Below are 23,034 nucleotides of genomic sequence, written 5' to 3' on the forward strand. Positions count from 1 at the left end.
ACGATGTCGTCCGGCACGGGAGAACTCGTCACCGAGACGTTCGAGTACGACGGCGGCCGCCGCGTCACGGCGTACCTGCCCTCGGAAACACCGCAGGCTGTGGTGTACGCCGGTGACGGTCAGCTGATCTCGGAGTGGGGCGACTACCTCGCCGCGACGTCCGACATCCCGACGATGATCGTCGCCGCGGATCGGCTGGACGACGAGATGGATCGGCTGCACGAGTACTCGCCGATCTTCGACGCGGAACGGTTCGCGGCGCACGAGAAGTTCTTCGTCGACGACATCCGCGAGTGGGTGTCGTCGCGTTTCGGTGTTGGGTTGCCGGCTGACCGTACGGCGGTGTTCGGGGTGTCGGCGAGTGGCGAGTTGGCGCTGGCTGCCGGGCTGCGGCATCCGGATGTCTACGGCGCGATCTTCTGCGCGTCGCCTGGTGGGGGTTACAAACCGCCGGGGGACATGCAGATCACGTTGCCGCGGACGTACTTGGTCGCGGGCACGGAGGAGCCGTTCTTCCAGGAGAACGCGGCTCGTTGGGCCGACGCACTGCGGGCCGCGGACGCCGACGTCGTCATGACCGAGCGGACCGGTTCACACGGTGACCCGTTCTGGCGTGAGGAGCTCCCGCTGATGGTCACCTGGGCGTTCGGGCCAAGGCCTTAGCGGACCTTGTCGAGGTGGTTTTTGTAGACCGTCAGGAAGGGCTCCTCGGTCGACACCGCTTTGAACAGCCAGTCGCACGTCTGCCGCGCCGTGGCGATCACGTCGGCCGGGTACCCGTACCGCACCTGGTGCTCGGCGAACTCGTCCTCGTCGTCGATGAACACCGTCCCGTCCCGGCGCTTGATCACGTCCAGGTCGAGGTCGATCATCGTCAGCACGTCGTCCGAGAAATCGACCGGGGTCGTGATGTCGGCGTAGATCTCGGTGTACCGCGGCTCGTCGTTGAAGATCGCCGTGAACCACTTGTCCCGCGGGAACAGCTGCACATGCGCCTGCTCCTGCGTCACGACCGGCTCGTCCCCGCGCTGCGACACCGATCCCGCCGGCGCCCCGAGCCAGACGCCGTACTCGTCCTCGCCCAGGTACCGCATCCATTGATGCCAGTGCAGCTTCTCGTCGAACTTGCGATAAACCACCCGGACATCACGCATAACCCCCAACCTATCCCGCACCGGGTGCGCCCCCGGACCTTTGCAGGTTGATGCAACTTTGCTGTCGGGAGTGGACCCGTCGCGCAATGCGACGGAGCATAGATGAGGTGCCGGCCCTGGCCAGCATCCAGATCGGCCCTCGTCGGCTCAGGGGGGCTCCTAGCCGACGGGGGTCGATTACCGCCCAACCCCACCGAGTCGTGGCGTTTGGTTCCTGCCCCGATCCGCGAGTCGTGAGTTCAGGCGCGACTTCACCAGCCAGAGCCCACGACTCGACGGTGATCGGGGCTGGAGAGGCTCGACGTGTGTGGGTGGGATCGCCCGCACCTGGCGGTACGACGCTCCGCTCGCCGCCGGGCAGCGGCGCGCACTCGTCGGCGGCAGCCGAACACCCCCGCGATGGCGCGAGGCGCGCGCCCCAGCACGTCGTGAGCTTGAGTACGCGAGCACTCCCGTCCCACCGCCTCGTTCCCTGCCCCGTCACGAGAGAGCCTCTCCACAGGTCTCTCGCAGCACGGTGACGGAGGAGTCGCGCGTAGCGCCGTGCGGGGGTCTCAGGTGCTGAGGGAGCGGATTTGTTCGAGGTAGGGCTTGTAGGCCGTGGTGAAGGGTTCTGCGGTGGTGATGGTGGCGGCTAGCTGTTGGCACACCGCCTCGGCGGTGGCGACGATTTGGGGTGGGTAGCCGTAGCGGACTTGGTGAGCCCGGAATTCGTCCTCGTCCATCACGTGCACCGTGCCGTCGCGGAGTAGGCGGATGTCGAGGTCCAGGTCCACGGCCGTGACGCTGTCGACGCCGAATTCCGCCGGCATCGTGATGTCGCAATAGATCGCGGTGTTGTGCGGCGTGTCGTTGAAAAGTGCGCTCCACCACTGCCCGTGTGGGAACAGGCGCACGCGGTGGTGGTCGATGGTGGTCCAGCTGCCGTCGGCGCGCTGGCCGCGGGTGCCGGGGACGGAGCCGACCCAGAGGCCGTACTCGTCCTCGCCGAGGCGCACCGCCTCGACCAGCCGGTGCGGCTGCCCGTCGTACTTGCGAAAGAGAGTCGTCACCATCTCCATGCCGATCACCCTAAGTGAGACGCACACCACGTCGAACCAGCGACTCCCGGGCGGCGTCTTGGTGTGTGAGATTGCGCAACACCGGTGTCGTGCGCTGTCGCCGAGTTCGGATTCCGGGCGAGGCGTGCATAGACTCAAGCATTCGAGGAAGACCTGCGGGAGGAGCTCGATGGGCGTGCTGGAGACGGTTGACGGTCCGGCGGACCTCAAGAAGCTGAGCGATCAGCAGCTCACCGATCTCGCGGCGGAGATCCGGGACGTGCTGGTCGAGACCGTGAGCAAGACCGGTGGCCATCTCGGTCCGAACCTGGGGATGGTCGAGATCACCCTGGCGATGCACCGCGTGTTCGACTCGCCGCGAGACCGGTTGTTGTTCGACGTGGGGCACCAGGCGTACGTGCACAAGCTGGTGACCGGCCGGGCCCCGACGTTCGACACGCTCCGGCAGCAGGGCGGCCTGTCCGGCTACCCGAACCAGGACGAGTCCGAGCACGACATCATCGAGAACAGCCACGCCTCGACGGCGCTGTCGTACGCCGACGGTCTCGCGAAGGCGTACCGGCTCCGCCAGGAGAACCGGCATGTGGTCGCGCTGATCGGTGACGGCGGCCTGACCGGCGGGATGGCCTGGGAGGCGCTGAACAACATCGCCGCCGCCCAGGACCTCAAGCTGGTGATCATCGTCAACGACAACGGCCGTTCGTACTCCGACACGGTCGGCGGCCTGGCCACGCACCTCACCAGTCTGCGCACCAACCCGCGGTACGAGAAGGTCCTCGACCTGATCAAGAAGAACCTCGGCCGGACGCCGTACGTCGGTCCGCCGATGTACGAGGTGCTGCACGGCATCAAGAAGGGCCTGAAGGACATGCTCGCCCCGCAGGGCATGTTCGAGGACCTCGGCCTGAAGTACGTCGGTCCGGTGCCCGGCCACGACCGCGAGGCGATGGAGGACGCGCTGCGGTCCGCGAAGGCCTTCGGCGGACCGGTGATCGTGCACGCGGTGACGAAGAAGGGCTATGGCTTCGCGGCCGCCGAGCAGGACGAGGAAGACAACTTCCACCAGGTCCGGCCGGCCAACAAGCCGCGCGGCTGGACCGATGTGTTCAGCGACGAGCTGGTGAAGATCGGTCACCGCCGCAGCGATGTGGTCGCGGTCACCGCGGCCATGCTGCACCCGACCGGGCTCGCCCAGTTCGCCGAGGAGTTCCCGGACCGGACGTTCGATGTCGGTATCGCCGAGCAGCACGCGGTGACGAGTGCGGCCGGTCTGGCGATCGGTGGCCTGCACCCGGTGGTCGCGATCTACGCGACCTTCCTGAACCGTGCCTTCGACCAGGTCCTGCTGGACGTCGCGCTGCACAAGTGTGGTGTCACGTTCGTGCTCGACCGCGCGGGTGTCACTGGTGATGACGGCCCGAGCCACAACGGCATGTGGGACATGTCGCTGCTGCAGCTCGTTCCCGGTCTGCGGCTGGCGGCGCCGCGTGACGGCAAGCGCGTGCAGGAGCTGCTGAACGAAGCGATCGACGTGGACGACGCCCCGACGGTACTGCGCTACGCCAAGGGCGAGGTGGGTCCGGACATCGAGGCGATCGACCGGATCGGCGACCTGGACATCCTGCAGCGCTCCGGCGACGACGTCCTGCTGGTCGGCATCGGTGCGATGGCCGCGACCGCGATGGATGTCGCGCAGCGCCTCGAGGCCCACGGTTTCGGTGTCACGGTGGTCGACCCGCGCTGGGTCAAGCCGATCAACCCGCAGCTGGTCGAGCTGGCTCCGAAGTACAAGCTGGTCGTGACGGTCGAGGACAACGGCCGTGCGGGTGGTTGCGGCGCGATGATCGCGCAGGCACTGCGTGACGCCGGGGTGCAGACCCCGATCCGCGACTTCGGCATCCCGCAGCAGTTCCTGCAGCACGCCAAGCGTCCCGTCGTACTGCAGGAGATCGGTCTCACCGGGCAGGAGCTGGCCAGGGAGATCACCGAGCTGATCTCGGAGCACCACGACGACGCTCTGAGCGAGCCGGACCGGGCGGGCGATCGCCCGGGCAGCTCCTAGGCACATCGATCAGGACGCAGGGCCACCGTGGCTGAGGGAGGGCGGCACAGCCGGCACGCGGCAACGAAGCGTCGCTCGCGGATCTGGCCGGTCCTGCTGTCCCTGGCCCTGGTGGCGGCCGCGGTCGGCGGCGGTCTGGCGCTGCACTGGTCGAGCCGGAGTACGGGCGGCTCGGCGGAGACCGTGGCGAGCGGCCCGACGGTCGACCTGGCCGCGCGGTCCGCGGCCGTCGACCAGCTGCTGAAGCGCCGCGCGCAGGCGGTCCTCACCGGCAACGAGAAGGAGTTCCTCGCAGACGTCGACGCCGCGGACACCAAGCTGGTCACGGGGCAACGGTCCCTGTTCTCGAACCTCCGGCAGTTCGGTTTCGCGAAGCTGACGTACCAGCAGCTGGCCCAGCAGTACGACGACGGTCTCGTGCAGAAGTACGGCCCGACGACGTACCCGGTGGCGGTCGCGATGACCTACCAGATCAGCAACATCGACCTGGTCCCGGTGCGCGCGATGCTCGGCTACACGTTCACCCAGCGGTCGAACGGTTCCTGGATGCTGGTCTCCGACTCGGATCTCGACAAGCGCCTTCCACGTGGCTCGCATCAGGAGGCCTGGGACATGGGCCCGGTCCTGGTCAAGCGCGCACCGCGGGTCCTGGTCGTCGTCGAGCAAGGTCAGGACGCCCTGGCGAACAAGCTGGTCACGATGTCGCTCAGCGCGGTCCAGGCCGTCTCGAAGAGCTGGCCCGGCGGCTGGAAGGGCGCCGGTGTGGTGATCGCGCTCAACGACAAGATCGTTCGCGGCGCCGACTACACCCAGCCGAAGAACGCCGAGGACGCGCTCGCGATGGCGACCTGGGTGTACCGCACGCTGCCTGGCGAGGTCACCGCCGCGGGGGAGCGGGCCGACTCGTACGTCGTCGTCAACCCGCACAACCGCGACAAGGTGGACGCGCGCACGCTGGCCCACGAGTTCACCCACGTGGCGACCGCGCCGTACGGGCCGTACGCGCCGCGGTGGCTGGTCGAGGGCGCCGCGACGTACGTCGAGTTCCTGCCGATGGACGGGCAGAAGGATCTCGCGCTGGCGCAGTACCGGCTGGACGTGCGGACGAAGTACCTCGCGAAGGCGAAGGCGCTGCCCGCCGACGCGACGTTCTTCGACCAGGCCGACAGCTCGTACCCGCTGTCCTGGCTCGCCCTCGACTACCTGTTCACGCGCTTCGGCGGGACCGAGGTCGGCACCCTGTACCGCGAGCTGGCGTCGCTCGGTTCGACGCAGAAGGACCGCGACCGGATCATGCTCGAGCACCTCGGGATGACCGAGGCAGGACTTTTCCGGGCCCTGAAGGCTGCCGCGGCAGCATAAAACCGCGACGGTCGAGTAGGGTAGCCCGGCTGCGACCATCGGGTACTCGGAGGGATCGACCCGAAGTGAGTGCAACGCCGCCCAATTTCGGGGCACCGACCGGCCCCCGCCGCTGGCTGGGTTTGCTGGCCGCGGTGGCCCTGGTTTGTGGCGGCATCGTCTACACCGTTGAACAACGCGAGCAGGACGCCCGCGAGCATCCGGTCGCCACCCGCACCGCGACCCCGGGGACGCCGAAGGCGACGAAGCCGTCCCGGATCGCCGCCGCGATCGCCGCCCGCCGGGTCGCCGTCGACACGATCCTGCTGCGCCGCGCGCAGGCCGTGGAAGCCGGCAACGAGCCGCTGTTCCTGGCCGACGTGGACCCGACCAACAAGAAGCTGATCGCCGCGCAGAAGATCCTGTTCGCGAACCTGGTCGAGATCGGCTTCAGCGAGCTCGGCTACAGCCAGGCCGAGGAACGGTTCGATCCCGCCGCGGTGCGGGCCCACGGCGGTACGACGTACCTCGTCCGGGTCCTGATGCGGTACCAGATCCCCAAGGTCGACTTCACGCCGGTGACGACCGAGCTCGGCTACACGTTCATCGCCCGAGGCGGCCACTGGCTGCTCACCGACGACGACGACCTGGACGCCGATCTCGGTCCGGGCGCGCACCGGGAGGCCTGGGACCTCGGCCGGATCGAGGTCCAGCGTGGTCCCCGCGTGCTCGTCGTGGTGGAGAAGGGCGACACGAAGCGTGGTCGCGCGATCGTGCACGCGGCGGCCGAAGGGCTCGGGGAGGTCACCCGGTACTGGCCGCGGAAGTGGGCCGGCTCGGTGTTCGTGATCGCGCTCGACGAGACCGACGTCCGGGACGCGCGGTTCGCCGACGAGGACATCGAGTCCGCGGCCAGCACCGGCTCGACGTTCTCCTCGCTGCCGGGTCAGGACACCGCCGACGGTACGGTCGCCGGCGGCTACGTCGTGGTCAATCCGAACGAACGCGATCGGGTCGACGAGATCCTGCTGTCGCACGAGATCACCCATGTCGCGACCGCGGATCTCGGCGGGTACGAACCGCTGTGGCTGGCCGAAGGTTCGGCGGAATACGTGTCCTGGCGGGGGATCGAGGCGATCAGCGGACCGGGCGAGGTCGCCAAGTGGGAGCAGGAGGTCATCGACGAGGCGCTGCCCCAACTGTCCGCGCTGCCGACCGACGCCGGCTTCTACCAGAACTCCGCCGACGTGTACGGCGTCAGCTGGCTGGCCGTCCGATACCTGGTGCACCAGATCGGACTCGGAAATGTCGAGGAACTGTACGAGGACCTCGCGCGCAACGGCACCGATCAGACGGCCCGCGACCGGATTCTGCTCAGCCGCACCGGTCTGACCGAGGCCACGCTGTGGACCGCACTGGCAACATACCGGCCACAACGCTGAGTGGCGGTTTGACCTCGCGGTGTCAGAGGGGCAGTCTCGGATGGTTCCGTCCACCTCGAGGAGGCGCAGATGAGTCTTGTCCGGAAGAAGACGATCGAGCAATCGATCGCGGACACCGACGAGCCGGAGTACCAGCTCAAGAAACGCCTCACAGCGGTCGACCTGACCGTCTTCGGTATCGGTGTCATCATCGGTGCCGGCATCTTCACCCTGACCGGGCGCGCCGCCAAGCTGTACGCCGGTCCGGGCATCGCCCTGTCGTTCGTCCTGGCCGCGGTCTGCTGTGCGCTGGCCGCCCTCTGCTACGCCGAGTTCTCGTCCACCGTGCCGGTGTCGGGTTCGGCGTACACGTTCTCGTACTTCTCGCTCGGTGAGATCTTCGCCTGGATCATCGGCTGGGACCTGCTGCTCGAACTGATGCTCGGGGCAAGCGTCGTGGCCCAGGGCTGGTCGACGTACGCCAAGTTGTTCCTCGACGAGATCGGGTTGGGCTGGCCGGACTCGATCGGGCCGGACAGCCATGTGAACGTGCTCGCGATGCTGCTGGTCCTGGTGCTGGCCACGCTGGCGACGATCGGGATCAAGGAGTCGCTGCGGGTCAACCTGGTGCTGGTCGGCATCAAGCTGTTCGTGGTGCTGTTCGTGATCATCGCCGGCCTGTTCTATATCAAGAGCTCGAACCTGACCCCGTTCATTCCGCCGAGCGTCCCGTCCCCGGGTGGTGGCGTCGAGCTGACCACGCCGCTGTTCCAGGCGGTCTTCGGGTTCACACCATCGACCTTCGGGATCATGGGTCTGGTGTCCGGCGCCTCGCTGGTGTTCTTCGCGTTCATCGGGTTCGACGTCGTCGCGACCACCGCCGAAGAGGCGAAGAACCCGCAGCGCGACCTGCCGCGCGGCATCATCGGCTCGCTGGCGATCTGCACCGTGCTGTACGTGCTGGTCTGCATCGTCATCACCGGCATGGTGAAGTACTCCGACATCAACGGTGAGGCAGCGCTCGCGGAAGCGTTCCGTTCGGTCGGCAAGGGCGGGTTCGCGACGCTGATCTCGGCCGGCGCGGTCGCCGGTCTGACCACCGTCGTCCTGACCCTGATGATCGGTGCGGCGCGCGTCGTGTTCGCGATGAGCCGGGACCACCTGATGCCGCGGCAGCTCGGCAAGACGCACCCGAAGTGGGGTACGCCGTACCGTCTCACCATCGGGATCGGTGTGGTCGTCGCGATCATCGCCGGTGTCACCCCGATCGGGAAGCTCGAGGAGATGGTGAACATCGGTACCCTCGCCGCGTTCACGCTGGTGTCGATCGCCGTACCGCTGCTGCGCAAGAGCCGGCCGGACATCGAGCGTTCGTTCCGGGTGCCGCTGAGCCCGGTGATCCCGATCGTGTCGGCGATCATCTGCATCTACCTGATGCTGAACCTGTCGCTGGAGACCTGGCTGCGGTTCGCGATCTGGATGGTGCTCGGCTTCGTGATCTACGGCGTGTACGGCTACCGCAAGAGCCGCGTCGGGATCGAGCAGCGCACCGGCGAAGTCCAGAAGGCCTGACCCTGGCCCGCAGCACTCTGGCCCTCGGGTGGTCGGCGACCGGTAGGATCAGCCGACCATCCGAGGGGACCACCAATGAACCACCCGAAACGCCTGTTCGCGGGCGTTGCCGTGCTGGCGCTCGCGGCGTCCGGCGCGGTCGTCGCCGTCCACGTCCGACGCGGCGAGGAACCACCACCCGGCGTCGGCGCGGCCGCTGCCGAGGTCACGCCGAGTCCTCCAGCTGCCGATGACGCGGCTCGCAAGAAGGCGATCGACGCGGTGCTGGCCCGGCGCTCCACAGCGCTGCTGGCCGGCGATCTGAAGGGCTTCATGGCCCCGGTCGACCCGAAGCAGACCGAGCTGGTCGCGCGGCAGCGGTTGCTCTTCACGAACCTGCGGAAGTTCGGGTTCAGCTCTCTGCGGTACTTGACGGCTGATGCCTTCCGTCCGGTGCCGGGGCTGGTCGACAAGTTCGGTCCGACGACGTTCTCGACCCGGGTGATGATGCGCTACCAGCTCTCCGGGCTGGATCCGCTGCCGGTCCAGACCGATCTCGGGTACACGTTCGTCCAGCGCGCCGGCGCGTGGGTGCTCGTCGACGACAGCGGCACCGACGAGAACCTGAGCCAGGACGGGCATCGCCAGCCGTGGGACTTCGACGAGGTCCAGGTGGTACGCCGGGGCTCGGTCGTGGTCGTGGTGGACAAGCGGGAAGCGAGTCTCGGCACGAAGGTCGCGGTCGTCTCCGAGAAAGCGGTGAAGTCGGTCCACAAGCATTGGGCGCGGCCGTGGAACGGCGCCGTACTGGTGGTCGCGATGCCGCAGGAGCGGGTGATGTCGACGCTCTGGACCGCCGGCAGCGGCGACGGGTGGACGATCGCGGCGAAGGCCGTGACGCTGTTCGAGGGGGAGCAGCTCGGGAAGCCGGTCGGCCGTCCGATCGGGAGCCGGATCGTCGTCAACCCGGCGGTGCGCAAGCGGCTCGACAAGGATCTGCTGGTCCACGAGATGACGCACGTGGCGACAGCGACGCTCGGGTTGCGCGCGCCGATCTGGGCCGTCGAGGGACTGGCGGAGTACGTGCGCTGCTGGGGGATCGAGGACGATCCGCACTGGAGCGTCGACCCGTATCGCAAGCGCGTGAAGACGCAGTACCTCGCGAAGCTGACCACGCTGCCCGACACCACCACCTTCGCCGCCGACGCGGACCGCGCCTACGGCACCAGCTGGTGGATCACGGAGTACCTGGCCGACAAACTAGGCGAGAAAAAACTCGCCACCCTGTACGTAGACCTCTCCCTCCACGGCGAGTCGGTCCTCAAAAAAGACACCGGCCTCACCACCACCCAAATAGTCACAGCTGCCAAGAAGTTCAAAGGCTGAGTTTGCTGGGGGCCGGAGCGGGCTTCCGGCTCTGCACCGACCCCCAGCGGACTAGGCGAGGCTGGCGATGCCCTTGGGGAGGAAGCGGGTGCCGTTGACCTTTTCGGCGATTCCGCTGCGGTCCAGGTACGGCGTGATGCCGCCGAGGTGGAAGGGCCAGCCGGCGCCGAGGAGGAGGCAGAGGTCGATGTCCTGCGCCTCCGCGACCACGCCTTCGTCGAGCATGATCTTGATTTCTTCGGCGAGGGCAGTGAGCACCCGGGTGCGCAGCTCGTCGGCGGTCGACGGCTTGTCGCCGACCGTCACCAGCGCCTCGACCTCCGGGTCGACGACCGGCTTACCCTCCGGCCACACGTAGAACGAACTCTTGCCCGCAGCAACAACCTTCGCGAGGTTCTCGGACACTGCGAACCGCTCCGGGTACGCCCGGTTCATGGTCTCCGCGACATGCAGCGCGACCGGCAGCCCGACCAGCTGCAGCAGCACGAACGGCGGCATCGGCAACCCGAGCGCGGAGAGCGCGCGATCGGCTTCCAGGATCGGCGTACCCTCGTCGACCGCCGCGCTGACCTCGCCGAGGAAGCGGGTCAGCAGCCGGTTCACCACGAACGCCGGCGCGTCCTTCACCAGCACACACGACTTCTTCAGCTTCTTGCCGACCGCGAAAGCCGTCGCCAGCGACGCGTCGTCGGTCTTGTCGGCACGGATGATCTCCAGCAGCGGCAGTACGGCGACCGGGTTGAAGAAGTGGAACCCGACGACCCGCTCCGGGTGCTCCAGGTCCCCGGCCATCTCGGTCACCGACAACGACGACGTGTTGGTCGCGAGGATCGCGTCCGGCCGGATGATCTTCTCCAGGTCGGCGAAGATCGTCTTCTTCAGCTGCAACTCCTCGAACACGGCCTCGATCACAAAGTCCGCGTCCGCGAACGCGCCCTTGTCCACCGACCCGGTGACGAGCGCCTTCAGCTGGTTCGCCTTGTCCGGACGGATCCGGCCCTTGCCGAGCAGCTTGTCGATCTCACCGTGCACGTACCCGACGCCCCGGTCGACACGCTCCTGGTCGAGATCCGTCAGTACGACGGGCACCTCGAGCCGCCGCGCGAACAGCAGCGCCAACTGACCCGCCATCAGGCCCGCGCCGACGACACCGACCTTGTCCACCGGACGCGCCAGCGACTTGTCCGGCGCACCAGCCGGCCGCTTGGCCCGCTTGTTCACCAGGTCGAACGCGTACAGCCCGCTGCGCAGCTCCTCGCTCATGATGAGATCGGCGAGCGCCTCGTCCTCGGCCGCGAACCCACGGTCGCGATCGTTGTCCTTCGCCGCCGCAATCAGTTCCAGCGCCCGGTACGGCGCCGGCGCCGCGCCACTCACCTTGACGTCCGCAAAAGCCTTGCCCCGGGCAACGGCCGCGTCCCACGTCTCACCCCGGTCGATCTCCGGCCGCTCGACCACCACAGCACCGGTCAGCACCTTCGACGCCCACAGCAGCGACTGCTCGAGGAAGTCCGCCGACTCCAGCAGTACGTCGCCGATCCCGAGCTTCACGGCCTCCGGACCACTGAGCATCTTGTTCTGGTTCAAGGCGTTCTCGACGACGACCTTGACCGCGTTGTCCGCGCCGATCAGGTTCGGCAGCAGGAAGTTGCCGCCCCAGCCCGGGAGCAGCCCGAGGAACACCTCAGGCGTCGACAGCATCCCGGCCGCCACCGAAACCGTCCGATACGTTGCATGCAGCGCGACCTCGAGCCCACCACCGAGCGCGACCCCGTTGATGAAGCCGAACGACGGCTTCCCGCCGTCGACGAGCTTCCGCATCACGCCGTGCCCGATCTTGCCGAGCGCGAGCGCCTGCTCCCGGTCGGCCAGCTTCGGTACGCCGGTCAGGTCGGCGCCCGCGGCCAGGATGAACGGCTTGCCGGTGACTCCGATCGCGACGATCTCGTCCCGCGCCAGCGCCGCGTCGATGGCGGCGTTCAGCGACCCGAGCCCCTTCGGCCCGAACGTGTTCGGCTTGGTGTGGTCGTGCCCGTTGTCCAGCGTGATGAGCGCCATCAGGCCGGCCTTGTTCGGCAGTACGACGTCCCGCGAGTGCGCCAGCGTGACGACCTCGTCGGTCGACAGGGCAGAAGCGCCGTCGATCAGTTCCTGCAGGCTCATTTGAACTCTCCGCTTCGCTCCGAGCTCAAATGAGCCTTTGGGCTGCTGAACATTCTGTTCGCTGCGCTCACGCGGCACCTTCCCAGTTCGGGTTCTCCCAGATGACCGTGCCGCCCATGCCGAGGCCGACGCACATGGTGGTGAGGCCGTAGCGGACCTCGGGGCGCTGCTCGAACTGCTTGGCCAGCTGGTTCATCAGCCGGACCCCGGACGACGCCAGCGGGTGGCCGTAGGCGATCGCGCCGCCGTACGGGTTGACCCGGGAATCGTCGTCGGCGATGCCGTAGTGCTCCAGGAACGCCAGCACCTGGACCGCGAACGCCTCGTTCACCTCGAAGGCCTGGATGTCGTCGATGGTCAGCCCGGCCAGCTTGAGCGCCTTCTCGGTCGCCGGCACCGGGCCGACGCCCATCACCTCGGGCTCGACACCGGCGAACCCGTACGAGACCAGCTTCATCTTCGGCGTCAGCCCGAGCTCCTCCGCGGCCTCGGCCGACGTCAGCACGCAGGCGGTCGCGCCGTCGTTGATCCCGGCCGAGTTGCCGGCCGTCACCCGGCCGTGCGGGCGGAACGGGGTCTTCAGCGTGGCGAGGTCCTCGACCGTGGTGCCCGGCCGCATCGGCTCGTCGGTGGTCGCGTAGCCCCAGCCCTGCTCGGCCGACCGGGTCGCGATCGGGACCAGGTCCGGCTGGATGAGGTCGTTGGCGTACGCCTTCGCGGCCTTCTCCTGGGACGCCGCGGCGAACGCGTCGGCGCGGTCCTTGGTGATCCCCGGGAACCGGTCGTGCAGGTTCTCGGCGGTGGAGCCCATCACCAGCGCGGAGGTGTCGACCAGCTTCTCGCTGATGATCCGCGGGTTCGGGTCGACGCCCTCGCCCATCGGGTGCCGGCCCATGTGCTCGACACCGCCGGCCACCACGACGTCGTACGCGCCGAACGCGATGCCGGCGGCGGTGGTCGTCACGGCGGTCATCGCGCCGGCGCACATCCGGTCGATGGAGTAGCCGGGCGTGGTGTTCGGCAGGCCGGCCAGGAGCGCGGCGGTGCGGCCGATGGTCAGGCCCTGGTCGCCGATCTGGGTGGTGGCCGCGATCGCGACCTCGTCCACCCGCGCCGGGGGGAGACCCGGGTTCCGCCGCAGCAGCTCCCGGATGCACTTGATCACCAGGTCGTCGGCGCGGGTTTCGGCGTACTGGCCCTTGGCCTTGCCGAACGGGGTGCGAACGCCGTCGACGAACACGACATCGCGGATCTCACGGGGCACGAGGGCCCTCCTCTGGGGGTCGGGAAAGCTACCGCCGATGCTACCCGTCGGTAACCGAACGGCCAAAGAACCGGGGGTTGTGGATCCGCTCACAGATCACGCCGGTGTGCTCACTCAGCCGTAACCCGTGGCAATGCGGGCGGTTTGGGCGCATGCTGGTGGTCAAGGTCCGCGTGTCTGGAGTTGTTCCATGAACAATTTTGATCTGGCCGTACCGGTCCTCAGCCGGGGGAAACATCGCAATCCGCGCAAGGGCGCCTGCTTCATGGAGTTCGCCTCGTATCTGGCCGGCGAACCCTGGTCCGACCATCCAGCGTGCACACACGCGCTGCTGGCGGGTGTCGCGCGGGACGTCAACGACTGCACGACGGACTCCGGGCGCTCCAGGCTCGCTCCGTTGATCCCGTCGGTGATCGGGCTGACGCCTGACGACCCACACGTCGTACCGCGGGTGACGGCACGCTGCATCCAGCAGGCGCTGCCGATCGTCTCGCAGGAGCGCCAGTACATCCTGGCCGTCGCGTTGCTGGTGGGGGAGAAGCAACTGGCGGCGCTGGACGGCCGGCCGTACGACGACATCGAGCCGGACTCGCTGGCGGTGCTGCAAGCGGTGCCGTCGGCGACCAAGTGGGCACGCTCGTTCACCGGGCGGGCCCGCCGCGCCACACCGGACTTCGCCCGCCGGACGGCACCGCGTGCGGTGTCCTGCGCGGTCGAGGGCATCTCGCAGGCCTGCGTGCCGGATCCGGACGACCGGCTGTACAAGCTGCTCGTCGACGCGATCACGGAGACGAAGGCCTGGATGCCGGCACCCGCACCGAAGCCGGTCGCTCCCGAGGTCGTACGCTTCACAGTGTGACATCGGAGATCGATACCGGTTCAGGTTTCATCCCAGTCCACGAGTGGGGATCCGCCGACAGCGAGGCGCCGGGAGTTCTGCTCCTGCAGGAGATCTTCGGCGTCTCGGAGTACATCGAACGACGCGCGGCGGATCTGCACGCCCTCGGGTATTACGTGCTCGCGCCGGAGATCTACTGGCGCCTGGACGACACCGAGCTGGACGAGTCCTCCCCGGAGCTGCTCCCGCGGGCGATGGGCATCGTCGGCCGGCTCGACTGGGACCAGGCCGTCAAGGACGCCGTCGCCACGCTGGAGTACCTGAAGGCGCGCGGTAAGGGCACCGCGGTCGTCGGCTTCTGCTTCGGCGGCGGCCTGGGCTTCAACGTCGCCGCCGAGTCGTCGCCGGACGTGCTGGTGAGCTACTACGGCTCCGCGCTGCCCGGCCTGCTCGAGCTCGCGCCGCAGGTCACCGCGACGAGCCTGCACCACTTCGGCAACACCGACGCGTACCTCGACGTGGACGCGATCGTGCCCGCGCTGCCTGATGCCGAGGTGCACCGGTACGACGGCGCCGGTCACGCGTTCGACAACCCCCTGCCGATGTTCCACCACGCCGAGGCGTCCGCGCTGGCGTGGCGCCGTACCGAAGACTTCCTCACCCGTCACCTCCCAACCTCCCAAGGATGAGCATGAGCCTGTACGACATCCCGCTGACCGCCCTGTCCGGTGCGCCGACCTCGCTCGGTGAGTACAAGGGCAAGGCGGTTCTCGTTGTGAACGTGGCGTCGAAGTGTGGGTTGACGCCGCAGTACGAGGGCCTGGAGAACCTGCAGAAGAAGTACGAGGCCCGCGGCTTCACCGTGCTCGGTGCGCCGTGCAACCAGTTCGGCGGGCAGGAGCCGGGAACCGCCGAGGAGATCGACACCTTCTGCTCGACGACGTACGGCGTCACGTTCCCGATGCTGGACAAGCTCGAGGTGAACGGCGACGGCCGGCACCCGCTGTACTCCGAGCTCACGCTGACTCCGGACGCGGCCGGTGAGGCCGGTGACATCCAGTGGAACTTCGAGAAGTTCCTGATCGGCACCGACGGCACGATCGCGGCCCGATTCCGTCCGCGCACCGAGCCGGAGTCCGACGAGGTCGTCGCCGCCATCGAGGCGCAGCTCCCGGCGTAGTCCGACCAAATAAACCAGGCGTCCCCCGTCGTGTAACCGCGGCGGGGGATTTCTTTGCGAGCCATTGCAACGACTCTTTCGAAAGAGTACTTTCCATGCATGTCGATCCCGCACCGTCGCCTCAGCGACCCGCGTGAACTCAACGCCCTGGCCCATCCGGTTCGGATGGCCATCGTCGAACTGCTGTCGATCAGTGGCCCTCTGACCGCGACCGAGCTCGCCGACCGACTCGACGAGACGCCGGCCAATTGCTCCTGGCACCTCCGGAAGCTGGCGCAGCACGGGTTCGTCGTGGAGGCCGAGGGTGGCAAGGGCCGCCAGCGGCCGTGGAAGGTGCCCGGGCTCGGGTTCCGCTGGGACGACGAGCTCGCGTCGAGCTCGATCGAGGAACGCCGGGCGGCGCAGGCGCTGTCCGAGGTGATGCTGGGCCGCGCCACCGACCGGCTCCGGGAGGCGCAGCAGCGCGCTCCGGAGGAGTCCGAGCAGTGGCGGGCGGCGCAGAACAACACCGAGATGGTCGCCTGGCTGACCGCGGACGAGCTCAGGGAGATGAACGAGGCGATCGCCACGGTGCTCGAACGTCATCTCGAGCGGCTGACCGACCCGGCGCAACGACCGGCGGGCGCGCGACTCTGCGAGTTCGTGTCCTGGGGCGTGCCGGCATACTTCCCGGGGGTCGATCCGGCATGAGGAAACTGTTCGCGCAGCCCGGGTTCCCGCGCCTGTTCGGTGGCTTGAGTACGTCGATGCTCGGCGACTCGGTGATGCTGCTCGTGCTCAGCATGTGGGTGAAGACCCTCACCGGCTCCAACGCGCTCGCCGGGCTGACGTTCTTCTTCATGGTGCTGCCGGCGCTCGGTGCTCCGCTGCTCGGTGTCTGGGTCGACCGGCTGCCCCGCAAGGCGATCCTCGTCTGGGGCAACTTCGCCAGCGCCCTCGCCGTACTGCCGCTCGTGCTCGTCCGGGACGCGGGCGACGTCTGGCTGATCTGGGTGGTCTCCTTCTTGTACGGCGTCTCGTTCGTGGTGCTGCCCGCCGCGGTCAACGGTCTGCTCAAGGAACTGCTGCCGGACGAGCTGCTCGTCGACGCCAACTCCAGTCTCGCTACGATCAAGGAGGGCTACCGGCTGTTCGGCCCGCTGGTCGGCGCCGCGATCTTCGCGACCGCGGGCGGCTGGCTGGTGGCAGTCGTCGACGCGGCGACGTTCGCGATCGCCGGGCTGCTGATCGCGACGCTCAAGATCACCGAGACTCCGGCCGCGGCCAAGAACACCTTCCGCGAGGACGTGCTGGGCGGCATCCGCTTCCTGATCGACGACCGGGTACTGCGGCATGTGCTCGCCGGTCTCGCGATCTCGATCCTCGTCATCGGCTTCTTCGAGTCATCGATCTACGCGCTGATGGACGCCTTCGGCAAGCCGCCGACATTCTCCGGCGTCTTCGTGACCTGCCAGGGCGTCGGCGCCATCCTCGGCGGTCTCACCGCGAGTCGCGCCGTACGCCGACTTGGTGAGGTGGCCGTCTGCGCTGCCGGTCTGACGGCGCTTGCCGTGGCGACCGTGGTCTGTATCGCCGCACCGACCATCGCCGTGGTACTCGTCGGCGCGGCCATCTGCGGTGTCGGGCTGCCGTGGACGTTCATCTCGTTCACGACGTTGCTGCAGCGCCGCTCGCCGAGCCATCTCATCGGCCGGGTGTCGACGGCGGTCGAGGTACTCGTCTCCACGCCGCAGGCGATCTCGCTCGCACTCGGCAGTCTGCTCGTCAGCCTGCTCAGCTACCGCCAGATCTTCGCGATCATCGCAGTCGTCATCCTGCTAGGCGCGCTCCAGATCGTCCTCACCCTCCGCGACCAGCTGGGGTTGAGACAAGATCCGGGGACCGGAGACCTGCTATTACCTGTGCCCGCCCCCGAGAAGGGGTCTGAACCCACCGGAGGCGAACGTCCGGAGGTCTCTGGCTAGTCGAGGGGCTTGGCTGCGGCTTCGGAGGACATCGCGTCGGTCAGCACCTCGGCGGTCAGGCCGATCTGCCAGGGACGAGCGTGGTGGTCGCGGAGGAACGTCGTGACCACGTCCAGGTCGAGGTCCTTCGGGGGCGACCAGGCGAGACGTCGGATCGTGTCCGGAGCCAGCAGGTTCTCGGTCGGCAGGCGGTGCGCCTCGGCGATGTCGGCGACCGCGGTCCGGGCGGCCGACAACCGGGCCGCCGCGTCCGGGTCACGGTCGGCCCAGGCGCGGGCCGGCGGCGGACCGTCGTACCGCGGTCCTTGTTTGGGGAGCTCGGAGTCGGGGAGCCGGCGGGCGTGGTCGACCGCCTCCCACCAGGTGCGCATGTGCCGGTGCGCGCCACGGCCCTTGAACGCGGTGAGCTTCTGCAGCGCGTCGCGGTCGGTCGGCATCGCGGACGCTGCCTCGACGATCGCGGCGTCCGGCAGCACGCGGCCGGGGGAGGTGTCGGCGGACTCGGCGATCTGGTCGCGGGCCTCCCACAGCGCCCGCACCACGCCCAGGCTGCGGCGGTTGCGGACCCGGTGCATCCCCGACGTACGGCGCCACGGATCCGGCTTCGGCTCCCGCGGGGGAGCGTCCAGGATCGCGGCGAACTCCTGCTCGGCCCACTCCCACTTGCCCGCGCGGCGCAGCTCCTGCTCGATCGCGTTCCGCAGCTCGATCAGCATCTCGACGTCCAGGGCGGCGTACACGAGCCAGGGCGACGGCAGCGGCCGGGTCGACCAGTCGGCGGCCGAGTGCTCCTTGCGCATCCGATAGCCGAGTACTTCGCTCACGAGCGAGGCGAGCCCGACCTTCGGGTACCCGAGCAGGCGGCCGGCCAACTCGGTGTCGAACACCTGCCGCGGCACCATCCCGACCTCGGCCAGACACGCCAGGTCCTGATTCGCGGCGTGGATGATCCACTCGGCGTCGACGATCGCGTCACCGAGCGCGGACAGGTCACCGAACGGGATCGGGTCAACAAGCGCGGACCCGGAGCCCTCGCGGCGCAGCTGGACCAGGTACGCGCGGTGCGAGTACCGATAGCCGGACGCGCGCTCGGCATCCACGGCCACCGGCCCGCTGCCGGAGCGGAACGCCTCGACGGTGCCGGTCAGCGCCGGATCGGTGTCGATCACCTCGGACAGCCCGTCCCTGAGCTCCAGCAGAGGGAGGCTCGCGGTCGGGTCGTCCGGTGTCGACGGCTGGGTCTCTACTGGGCTCATCGGCCCCGCTGTCCACGCCGGGTCGGCATCGCGACCACCCCCGGCGGCACCGGCGGCAGCCCGGCCGCCGTGCAGAGCACCTCACCCCAGGCCTCCGCGTGCCCGGTCACGTCCACCTGGCCACCAGGCCCAGGGACGGGACTCCAGGACGCACGGATCTCGATCTCCGCCGTCGCGTCGTCGTCGGCCATTCCGCCGAAGCTCTCGGATACCACCCTCGTGACGGTACCGCTCGGCGCCAGGAACTCGGCACCCCGGTCGGCCAGAGCCTCCATCAGCCAGGTCCAGCCCACGCCACCGAGCAGCGCGTCGGTCACCATCTCCGGTTCGACGGCGGCGCGCACGTATGCGACACAGCGGAAGGTCGACTGCCAGGCGTCGTTCCCGGCCGGGTCGTAGAGGATGACGAGCCGGCCGGTGGCGACATCGTCGCCGTCGACCGTCACGTCGGCGCTGACCGCGGCCGCGTGCGGTGCTATCCGCTGCGGCGCGGGCATCTCCTCGACGAAAACCTCGGGCCGGAACCGGGCACCTCGTAATTGCGAGACTGCCTCGGCGAACTCCGCGGGTGGCGCGTCGACCTGCTTGCGGGCACCCATGGTTGGCAGCCTACGACCGATTACTCACAGACGCTTGTTTAGACGCGCCGTTAACGGGGGGCGACCAGCTACCTGGGCCGGATTCGCAGCGTGGGATCATCGCTGTGTGCCTTCGACGTCACCCGCTCCGCCGGACAGTTCGCCGTACCTGCTCGCTGCCCGGGGGGAGCGTCCGCCGCACACTCCGGTGTGGTTCATGCGACAGGCGGGGCGGGCGTTGCCCGAGTACCGCGCGGCGCGGGAGGGCATCTCGATGCTCGAGTCCTGCATGCGCCCCGACCTCGTCGTCGAGATAACGCTGCAGCCGGTCCGCCGTTACGGCGTCGACGCGGCGATCTTCTTCTCCGACATCGTCGCGCCGCTCCAGTTCGCCGGGTACGACATCGAGATCAAGCCCGGCATCGGCCCGGTGGCGGGGGACCCGATCCGGGACGCCGCCGGCATCGCGGCGGTCCGCCCGATCACCCCGGCCGATGTGCCGTACACCACGGAGGCCGTCCAGCAGCTCGTCTCCGAGCTCGGCGCTACGCCGCTGATCGGGTTCGCCGGTGCACCGTTCACCGTCGCGTCGTACCTGGTCGAGGGTGGGCCGAGCAAGGACTTCGCGAAGACCAAGGCGATGATGCACGGCAACCCGACGCTGTGGCATGCGCTGGCCGACCGGCTCGCCGACGTCGCGATCGCGTACCTGAGCGTCCAGGTGGAGGCCGGCGCGTCGGCGATCCAGCTGTTCGACTCGTGGGCGGGCGGTCTGTCGCCGCGGGACTACGAACGGTTCGTCCAGCCGCACTCCGCGAAGGTCTTCGACGCGATGGCCTCGTACGGCGTCCCGCGGGTGCACTTCGGCGTGAACACCGGTGAGCTCCTCGGCCTGATGAGCGCAGCGGGCGCGGACGTGGTCGGAGTCGACTGGCGCGTCCCGCTGGACGAGGCGGTACGCCGGATCACCGCTGCGGGCGCCGGCCCGAAACCGGTCCAGGGCAACCTCGACCCGGCCCTGCTGTTCGCCGGCTGGGACGCGATCGAGCCCGAGATCGACCGGATCCTCGACGAAGGCAAGGCCGCGCCTGGCCACATCTTCAACCTCGGCCACGGGGTCCCGCCGGACGCCGACCCCGCCGTGCTGGAGCGAGTCACGAAGTACGTCCAGTCCAAGTCGGCGGCTGGCTCAGCGGCGGCCGCGGAGTGATCCGGCTGCCGGATCACCCGGTGACGCTGGAACCGCTGTCCGCCGCGCACGCGGACGCGGTGCTGGCCTTCGAGCTGCAGAACCGCGAGTACTTCGCCTCGTGGATCTGGGACCGTGGCGACGAGTACTTCGCGGAGTTCGCGGAGCGGCACGCGGCCATGCTGGCGGAGCAGGCGGCCGGGATCTGCCGGTTCCACGTGCTGGTTGACGACACCGGCGCGATCGCCGGGCGGGTGAACCTCGTCGACCTCGAGAACGGGGCGGCCGAGCTCGGCTACCGGATCGCCGAGAAGTGGGCCGGTCAGGGGCTGGCGACGGCCGCGGTGCGCGCGATCATCGGGGTCGCCGCCACGGAGTACGGGCTGACCGCGCTGTCGGCCGGTGCCTCGGACCGGAACCCGGCCTCACAGGCGGTGCTGACGCGCTGCGGGTTCCAGGTGGTGGGCACCTCGAGCACCGATCTCGGGCCGGGGAAGAAGTACGAGCTGATGCTGGAGGACGCGTGAGCCGGGTTGTCGTGGTCGGTGGCGGGATCAGTGGGCTGGCGGCGGCGCACGCGCTGGCGACCGGACCGAACCCGCCGCAGATCACGGTCCTCGAAGGGTCGCCGCGACTCGGCGGCAAGCTGGCCGGCGCGGAGGTCGAGGGCGTCCCGGTCGACCTTGGCGCCGAGTCGGTGCTCGCCCGGCGGCCGGAGGCGGTGGACCTGATCCGCGCGGTCGGGCTCGGTGACGACGTAGTACACCCGGCCACGCTGACCGCCGGTCTGTGGGTCGGCGACCGGATCCGCGCGATCCCGCCGACCGTGATGGGTGTCCCGGCGGACCCGTCCGCGACAACCGACGTCCTCGGGCCTGCGGCTGCGGAGCAGGTCGCGCGCGAGGCGGAGCTGCCGGCGCCGGCGTTGACCGAGGACGTGGCGATCGGCCGGTTCGTCGCCGAGCGGATGGGCTCCGCGGTCACCGACAAGCTGATCGACCCGCTGCTCGGCGGGGTGTACGCCGGGAAGGCGGACGAGATCTCGCTCGCGGCGGCCGTCCCCGACCTCTACGCGAAGCTGCGGACCGCGCCGAGCCTGCTCGCCGCGACCGCCGAACTACGCGAGCTCAGCCAGAAACGTGCCGGCCAGCCGGTGTTCGCGGGCCTCGTCGGCGGGATCAACCGGCTCATCGGCGCCCTGGAGCAGGATCTGACCGCCCGAGGCGTCGAGATCCGCCGGAAGCTCGCCGTACGCCGGATCACGCGCGAGGCGGACGGCTACGCGCTGGAGGCAGGCCCGGTCCCGGACCCGACGTACCTGACCGCCGACGCCGTCGTCGTCGCGGTCCCGGCGGCGCCCGCGGCGCGGATGCTGGCCGAGGTGGTTCCGGCGGCGTCGACCGACCTGGCGACGATCGAGTACGCCAGCATGGCGATCGTCACGCTGGCCGTTCGCAAACGCGACTGGCCGGCTGACGCGACCGGCTCCGGGTTCCTGGTGCCGTCCGTCGAGGAGCGGACGATCAAGGCGTCGACGTACTCACACGCCAAGTGGGCCTGGTCCGCCGAGGCCGGGGGAGAGCTTGCGGTACTGCGTGCCTCGGTCGGCCGACTCGGCGAGGAGTACGTGCTGCAGCGCTCCGACGACGAGCTCGTCGCGCTCGCGGCCGCGGACCTGCGCACAGCGATCGGTCTGCGCGCCGAGGTGGTCGGGTCGCTCGTGACACGCTGGGGTGGCGGCCTCCCGCAGTACGCCGTCGGGCACCTGGATCGCGTCGATCGGGTGGAGAGCGCGGTGGCCGGCGTACCGGGGCTCGCGGTCTGCGGAGCGGCGTACCGGGGTGTCGGGATCGCGGCGTGTGTGGCGTCGGGTGGCAAGGCGGCCACCCGGGTGCGGGAGCACCTGGAGGCATTGGAGACAATGAAATCGTGACTGGTAAGCCGAAGGCCCGTGAACTGAACGACGTCATCCGCTACACCCTGTGGTCGGTCTTCAAGGTCGAGACGCCGCTCGGTGACGTGGACCGCGACGAGCTGACCGCCGAGCTGACCGAGCTGGTCGGGAAGCTGGCCGCCGACGACGTGGTGATCCGCGGGTTCTACGACGTCGAGGGCTTCCGGGCCGACGCCGACTTCATGATCTGGTGGCATGCGCCGACCTCCGACGCGCTGCAGCAGGCGTACCACGCGCTCCGCCGCTCGCGGCTCGGGCGGTACCTGGTGCCGGTCTGGTCGCAGTTCGCGCTGCACCGGCCTGCCGAGTTCAACAAGAGCCACATCCCGGCGTTCCTGGCCGACGAGGAGGCGCGCGGCTACATCTGCGTGTACCCGTTCGTCCGGTCCTACGAGTGGTACCTGCTGCCGGACGAGGAGCGCCGCTTCATGCTCGCCGAGCACGGCAAGATGGCGCGCACCTACCCGGACGTCCGGGCGAACACGGTGGCGTCGTTCGCGCTCGGCGACTACGAGTGGATCCTCGCCTTCGAGGCCGACGAGCTGCACCGGATGGTCGACCTGATGCGCGACCTGCGGGCGTCCACCGCGCGCCGGCACGTGCGCGAGGAGATCCCGTTCTACACCGGCAAGCGGACCGAGCTCGGCGACCTGATCGCGAATCTGGTCTAAT

The 23,034-nt window shown here is 69.0% G+C and carries 21 protein-coding genes; 15 read left to right on the forward strand and 6 right to left on the reverse strand.

What is annotated here, in order from left to right:
* Nucleotides 1-3 precede the first annotated feature (3 nt).
* Nucleotides 4-663: an alpha/beta hydrolase gene (locus ACWGID_RS34385; RefSeq protein WP_452203510.1), complete on the forward strand. Its 660-nt coding sequence runs from the start codon at nucleotides 4-6 to the stop codon at nucleotides 661-663.
* On the opposite strand, the gene ACWGID_RS34390 is transcribed toward ACWGID_RS34385, so the two are convergent.
* Together ACWGID_RS34390 and ACWGID_RS34395 are read right to left on the reverse strand one after the other, a co-directional pair.
* Nucleotides 660-1,154: a DUF402 domain-containing protein gene (locus ACWGID_RS34390; protein ID WP_452203511.1), complete on the reverse strand. Its 495-nt coding sequence runs from the start codon at nucleotides 1,152-1,154 to the stop codon at nucleotides 660-662. The genes ACWGID_RS34385 and ACWGID_RS34390 overlap by 4 nt on opposite strands.
* A gap of 554 nt (nucleotides 1,155-1,708) precedes the next feature.
* Nucleotides 1,709-2,215 carry a DUF402 domain-containing protein gene (locus ACWGID_RS34395; RefSeq protein ID WP_452203512.1) on the reverse strand — a complete coding sequence of 169 codons (507 nt, stop codon included), beginning with the start codon at nucleotides 2,213-2,215 and terminating at the stop codon, nucleotides 1,709-1,711.
* A 169-nt stretch (nucleotides 2,216-2,384) separates the two neighbouring features.
* Between ACWGID_RS34395 and dxs the strand changes: the two genes are divergently transcribed.
* The 5 genes from dxs to ACWGID_RS34420 all read left to right on the forward strand — a co-directional run bounded on the left by dxs (nucleotide 2,385) and on the right by ACWGID_RS34420 (nucleotide 9,976).
* Nucleotides 2,385-4,277 (forward strand): 1-deoxy-D-xylulose-5-phosphate synthase, encoded by a 1,893-nt coding sequence (gene dxs / locus ACWGID_RS34400; protein ID WP_452203513.1) that lies wholly within the window; start codon nucleotides 2,385-2,387, stop codon nucleotides 4,275-4,277.
* Between the two features lie 27 nt (nucleotides 4,278-4,304).
* A complete protein-coding gene (locus ACWGID_RS34405; RefSeq protein ID WP_452203514.1) occupies nucleotides 4,305-5,639 on the forward strand; it encodes a hypothetical protein in 1,335 nt (444 codons plus the stop codon).
* Between the two features lie 65 nt (nucleotides 5,640-5,704).
* The gene (locus tag ACWGID_RS34410; protein ID WP_452203515.1) at nucleotides 5,705-7,060 is read left to right on the forward strand and encodes a hypothetical protein; all 1,356 of its coding nucleotides are present in this window, start codon (nucleotides 5,705-5,707) and stop codon (nucleotides 7,058-7,060) included.
* Nucleotides 7,061-7,129: 69 nt separating this feature from the next.
* Nucleotides 7,130-8,611: an APC family permease gene (locus ACWGID_RS34415; RefSeq protein ID WP_452203516.1), complete on the forward strand. Its 1,482-nt coding sequence runs from the start codon at nucleotides 7,130-7,132 to the stop codon at nucleotides 8,609-8,611.
* Between the two features lie 75 nt (nucleotides 8,612-8,686).
* Complete coding sequence (locus ACWGID_RS34420; RefSeq protein ID WP_452203517.1) at nucleotides 8,687-9,976, forward strand: hypothetical protein; 1,290 nt, start codon at nucleotides 8,687-8,689, stop codon at nucleotides 9,974-9,976.
* Between the two features lie 51 nt (nucleotides 9,977-10,027).
* Here the strand turns inward: ACWGID_RS34420 and ACWGID_RS34425 are convergent, their stop codons facing one another.
* Both ACWGID_RS34425 and ACWGID_RS34430 read right to left on the reverse strand, forming a co-directional pair.
* Nucleotides 10,028-12,139, reverse strand: coding sequence for a 3-hydroxyacyl-CoA dehydrogenase NAD-binding domain-containing protein (locus ACWGID_RS34425; protein WP_452203518.1), 2,112 nt, complete (start codon nucleotides 12,137-12,139; stop codon nucleotides 10,028-10,030).
* A gap of 67 nt (nucleotides 12,140-12,206) precedes the next feature.
* On the reverse strand, nucleotides 12,207-13,403 hold the full coding sequence (locus ACWGID_RS34430; RefSeq protein ID WP_452203519.1) for a thiolase family protein: 1,197 nt from the start codon (nucleotides 13,401-13,403) through the stop codon (nucleotides 12,207-12,209).
* 190 nt (nucleotides 13,404-13,593) lie between these two features.
* Here ACWGID_RS34430 and ACWGID_RS34435 point away from each other — a divergent pair, with 190 nt between their 5' ends.
* From ACWGID_RS34435 to ACWGID_RS34455, 5 genes are all read left to right on the forward strand, one after another.
* Nucleotides 13,594-14,262 (forward strand): hypothetical protein, encoded by a 669-nt coding sequence (locus ACWGID_RS34435; protein ID WP_452203520.1) that lies wholly within the window; start codon nucleotides 13,594-13,596, stop codon nucleotides 14,260-14,262.
* Nucleotides 14,259-14,930 carry a dienelactone hydrolase family protein gene (locus tag ACWGID_RS34440; RefSeq protein ID WP_452203521.1) on the forward strand — a complete coding sequence of 224 codons (672 nt, stop codon included), beginning with the start codon at nucleotides 14,259-14,261 and terminating at the stop codon, nucleotides 14,928-14,930. Before ACWGID_RS34435 ends, ACWGID_RS34440 begins: the two co-directional genes overlap by 4 nt.
* Before the next feature lie 2 nt (nucleotides 14,931-14,932).
* A complete protein-coding gene (locus tag ACWGID_RS34445; RefSeq protein WP_452203572.1) occupies nucleotides 14,933-15,421 on the forward strand; it encodes a glutathione peroxidase in 489 nt (162 codons plus the stop codon).
* 99 nt (nucleotides 15,422-15,520) lie between these two features.
* A complete protein-coding gene (locus ACWGID_RS34450) occupies nucleotides 15,521-16,111 on the forward strand; it encodes a winged helix-turn-helix domain-containing protein (RefSeq protein ID WP_452203522.1) in 591 nt (196 codons plus the stop codon).
* On the forward strand, nucleotides 16,108-17,385 hold the full coding sequence (locus tag ACWGID_RS34455) for an MFS transporter (RefSeq protein WP_452203523.1): 1,278 nt from the start codon (nucleotides 16,108-16,110) through the stop codon (nucleotides 17,383-17,385). Before ACWGID_RS34450 ends, ACWGID_RS34455 begins: the two co-directional genes overlap by 4 nt.
* Here the strand turns inward: ACWGID_RS34455 and ACWGID_RS34460 are convergent.
* Nucleotides 17,382-18,641, reverse strand: coding sequence for a ribonuclease D (locus ACWGID_RS34460; protein ID WP_452203524.1), 1,260 nt, complete (start codon nucleotides 18,639-18,641; stop codon nucleotides 17,382-17,384). The genes ACWGID_RS34455 and ACWGID_RS34460 overlap by 4 nt on opposite strands.
* Entirely contained in the window at nucleotides 18,638-19,240 is a 603-nt protein-coding gene (locus ACWGID_RS34465) for a DUF3000 domain-containing protein (RefSeq protein WP_452203525.1), read from the reverse strand. The genes ACWGID_RS34460 and ACWGID_RS34465 overlap by 4 nt, the downstream gene beginning before the upstream one ends.
* A 106-nt stretch (nucleotides 19,241-19,346) precedes the next feature.
* Between ACWGID_RS34465 and hemE the strand changes: the two genes are divergently transcribed.
* Genes hemE through hemQ form a run of 4 tightly spaced genes read left to right on the forward strand, consistent with a single transcriptional unit; the run spans nucleotide 19,347 to nucleotide 23,033 of the window.
* Nucleotides 19,347-20,429: a uroporphyrinogen decarboxylase gene (gene hemE, locus ACWGID_RS34470; RefSeq protein WP_452203526.1), complete on the forward strand. Its 1,083-nt coding sequence runs from the start codon at nucleotides 19,347-19,349 to the stop codon at nucleotides 20,427-20,429.
* A 20-nt stretch (nucleotides 20,430-20,449) separates the two neighbouring features.
* A complete protein-coding gene (locus tag ACWGID_RS34475; RefSeq protein WP_452203527.1) occupies nucleotides 20,450-20,935 on the forward strand; it encodes a GNAT family N-acetyltransferase in 486 nt (161 codons plus the stop codon).
* Entirely contained in the window at nucleotides 20,932-22,341 is a 1,410-nt protein-coding gene (gene hemG, locus ACWGID_RS34480; RefSeq protein ID WP_452203528.1) for a protoporphyrinogen oxidase, read from the forward strand. Before ACWGID_RS34475 ends, hemG begins: the two co-directional genes overlap by 4 nt.
* Nucleotides 22,335-23,033, forward strand: a complete 699-nt coding sequence (hemQ, locus tag ACWGID_RS34485) for a hydrogen peroxide-dependent heme synthase (RefSeq protein WP_452203573.1) — start codon at nucleotides 22,335-22,337, stop codon at nucleotides 23,031-23,033. The genes hemG and hemQ overlap by 7 nt, the downstream gene beginning before the upstream one ends.
* Nucleotide 23,034: the final 1 nt, after the last annotated feature.

The organism is Kribbella sp. NPDC054772 (assembly GCF_053611945.1).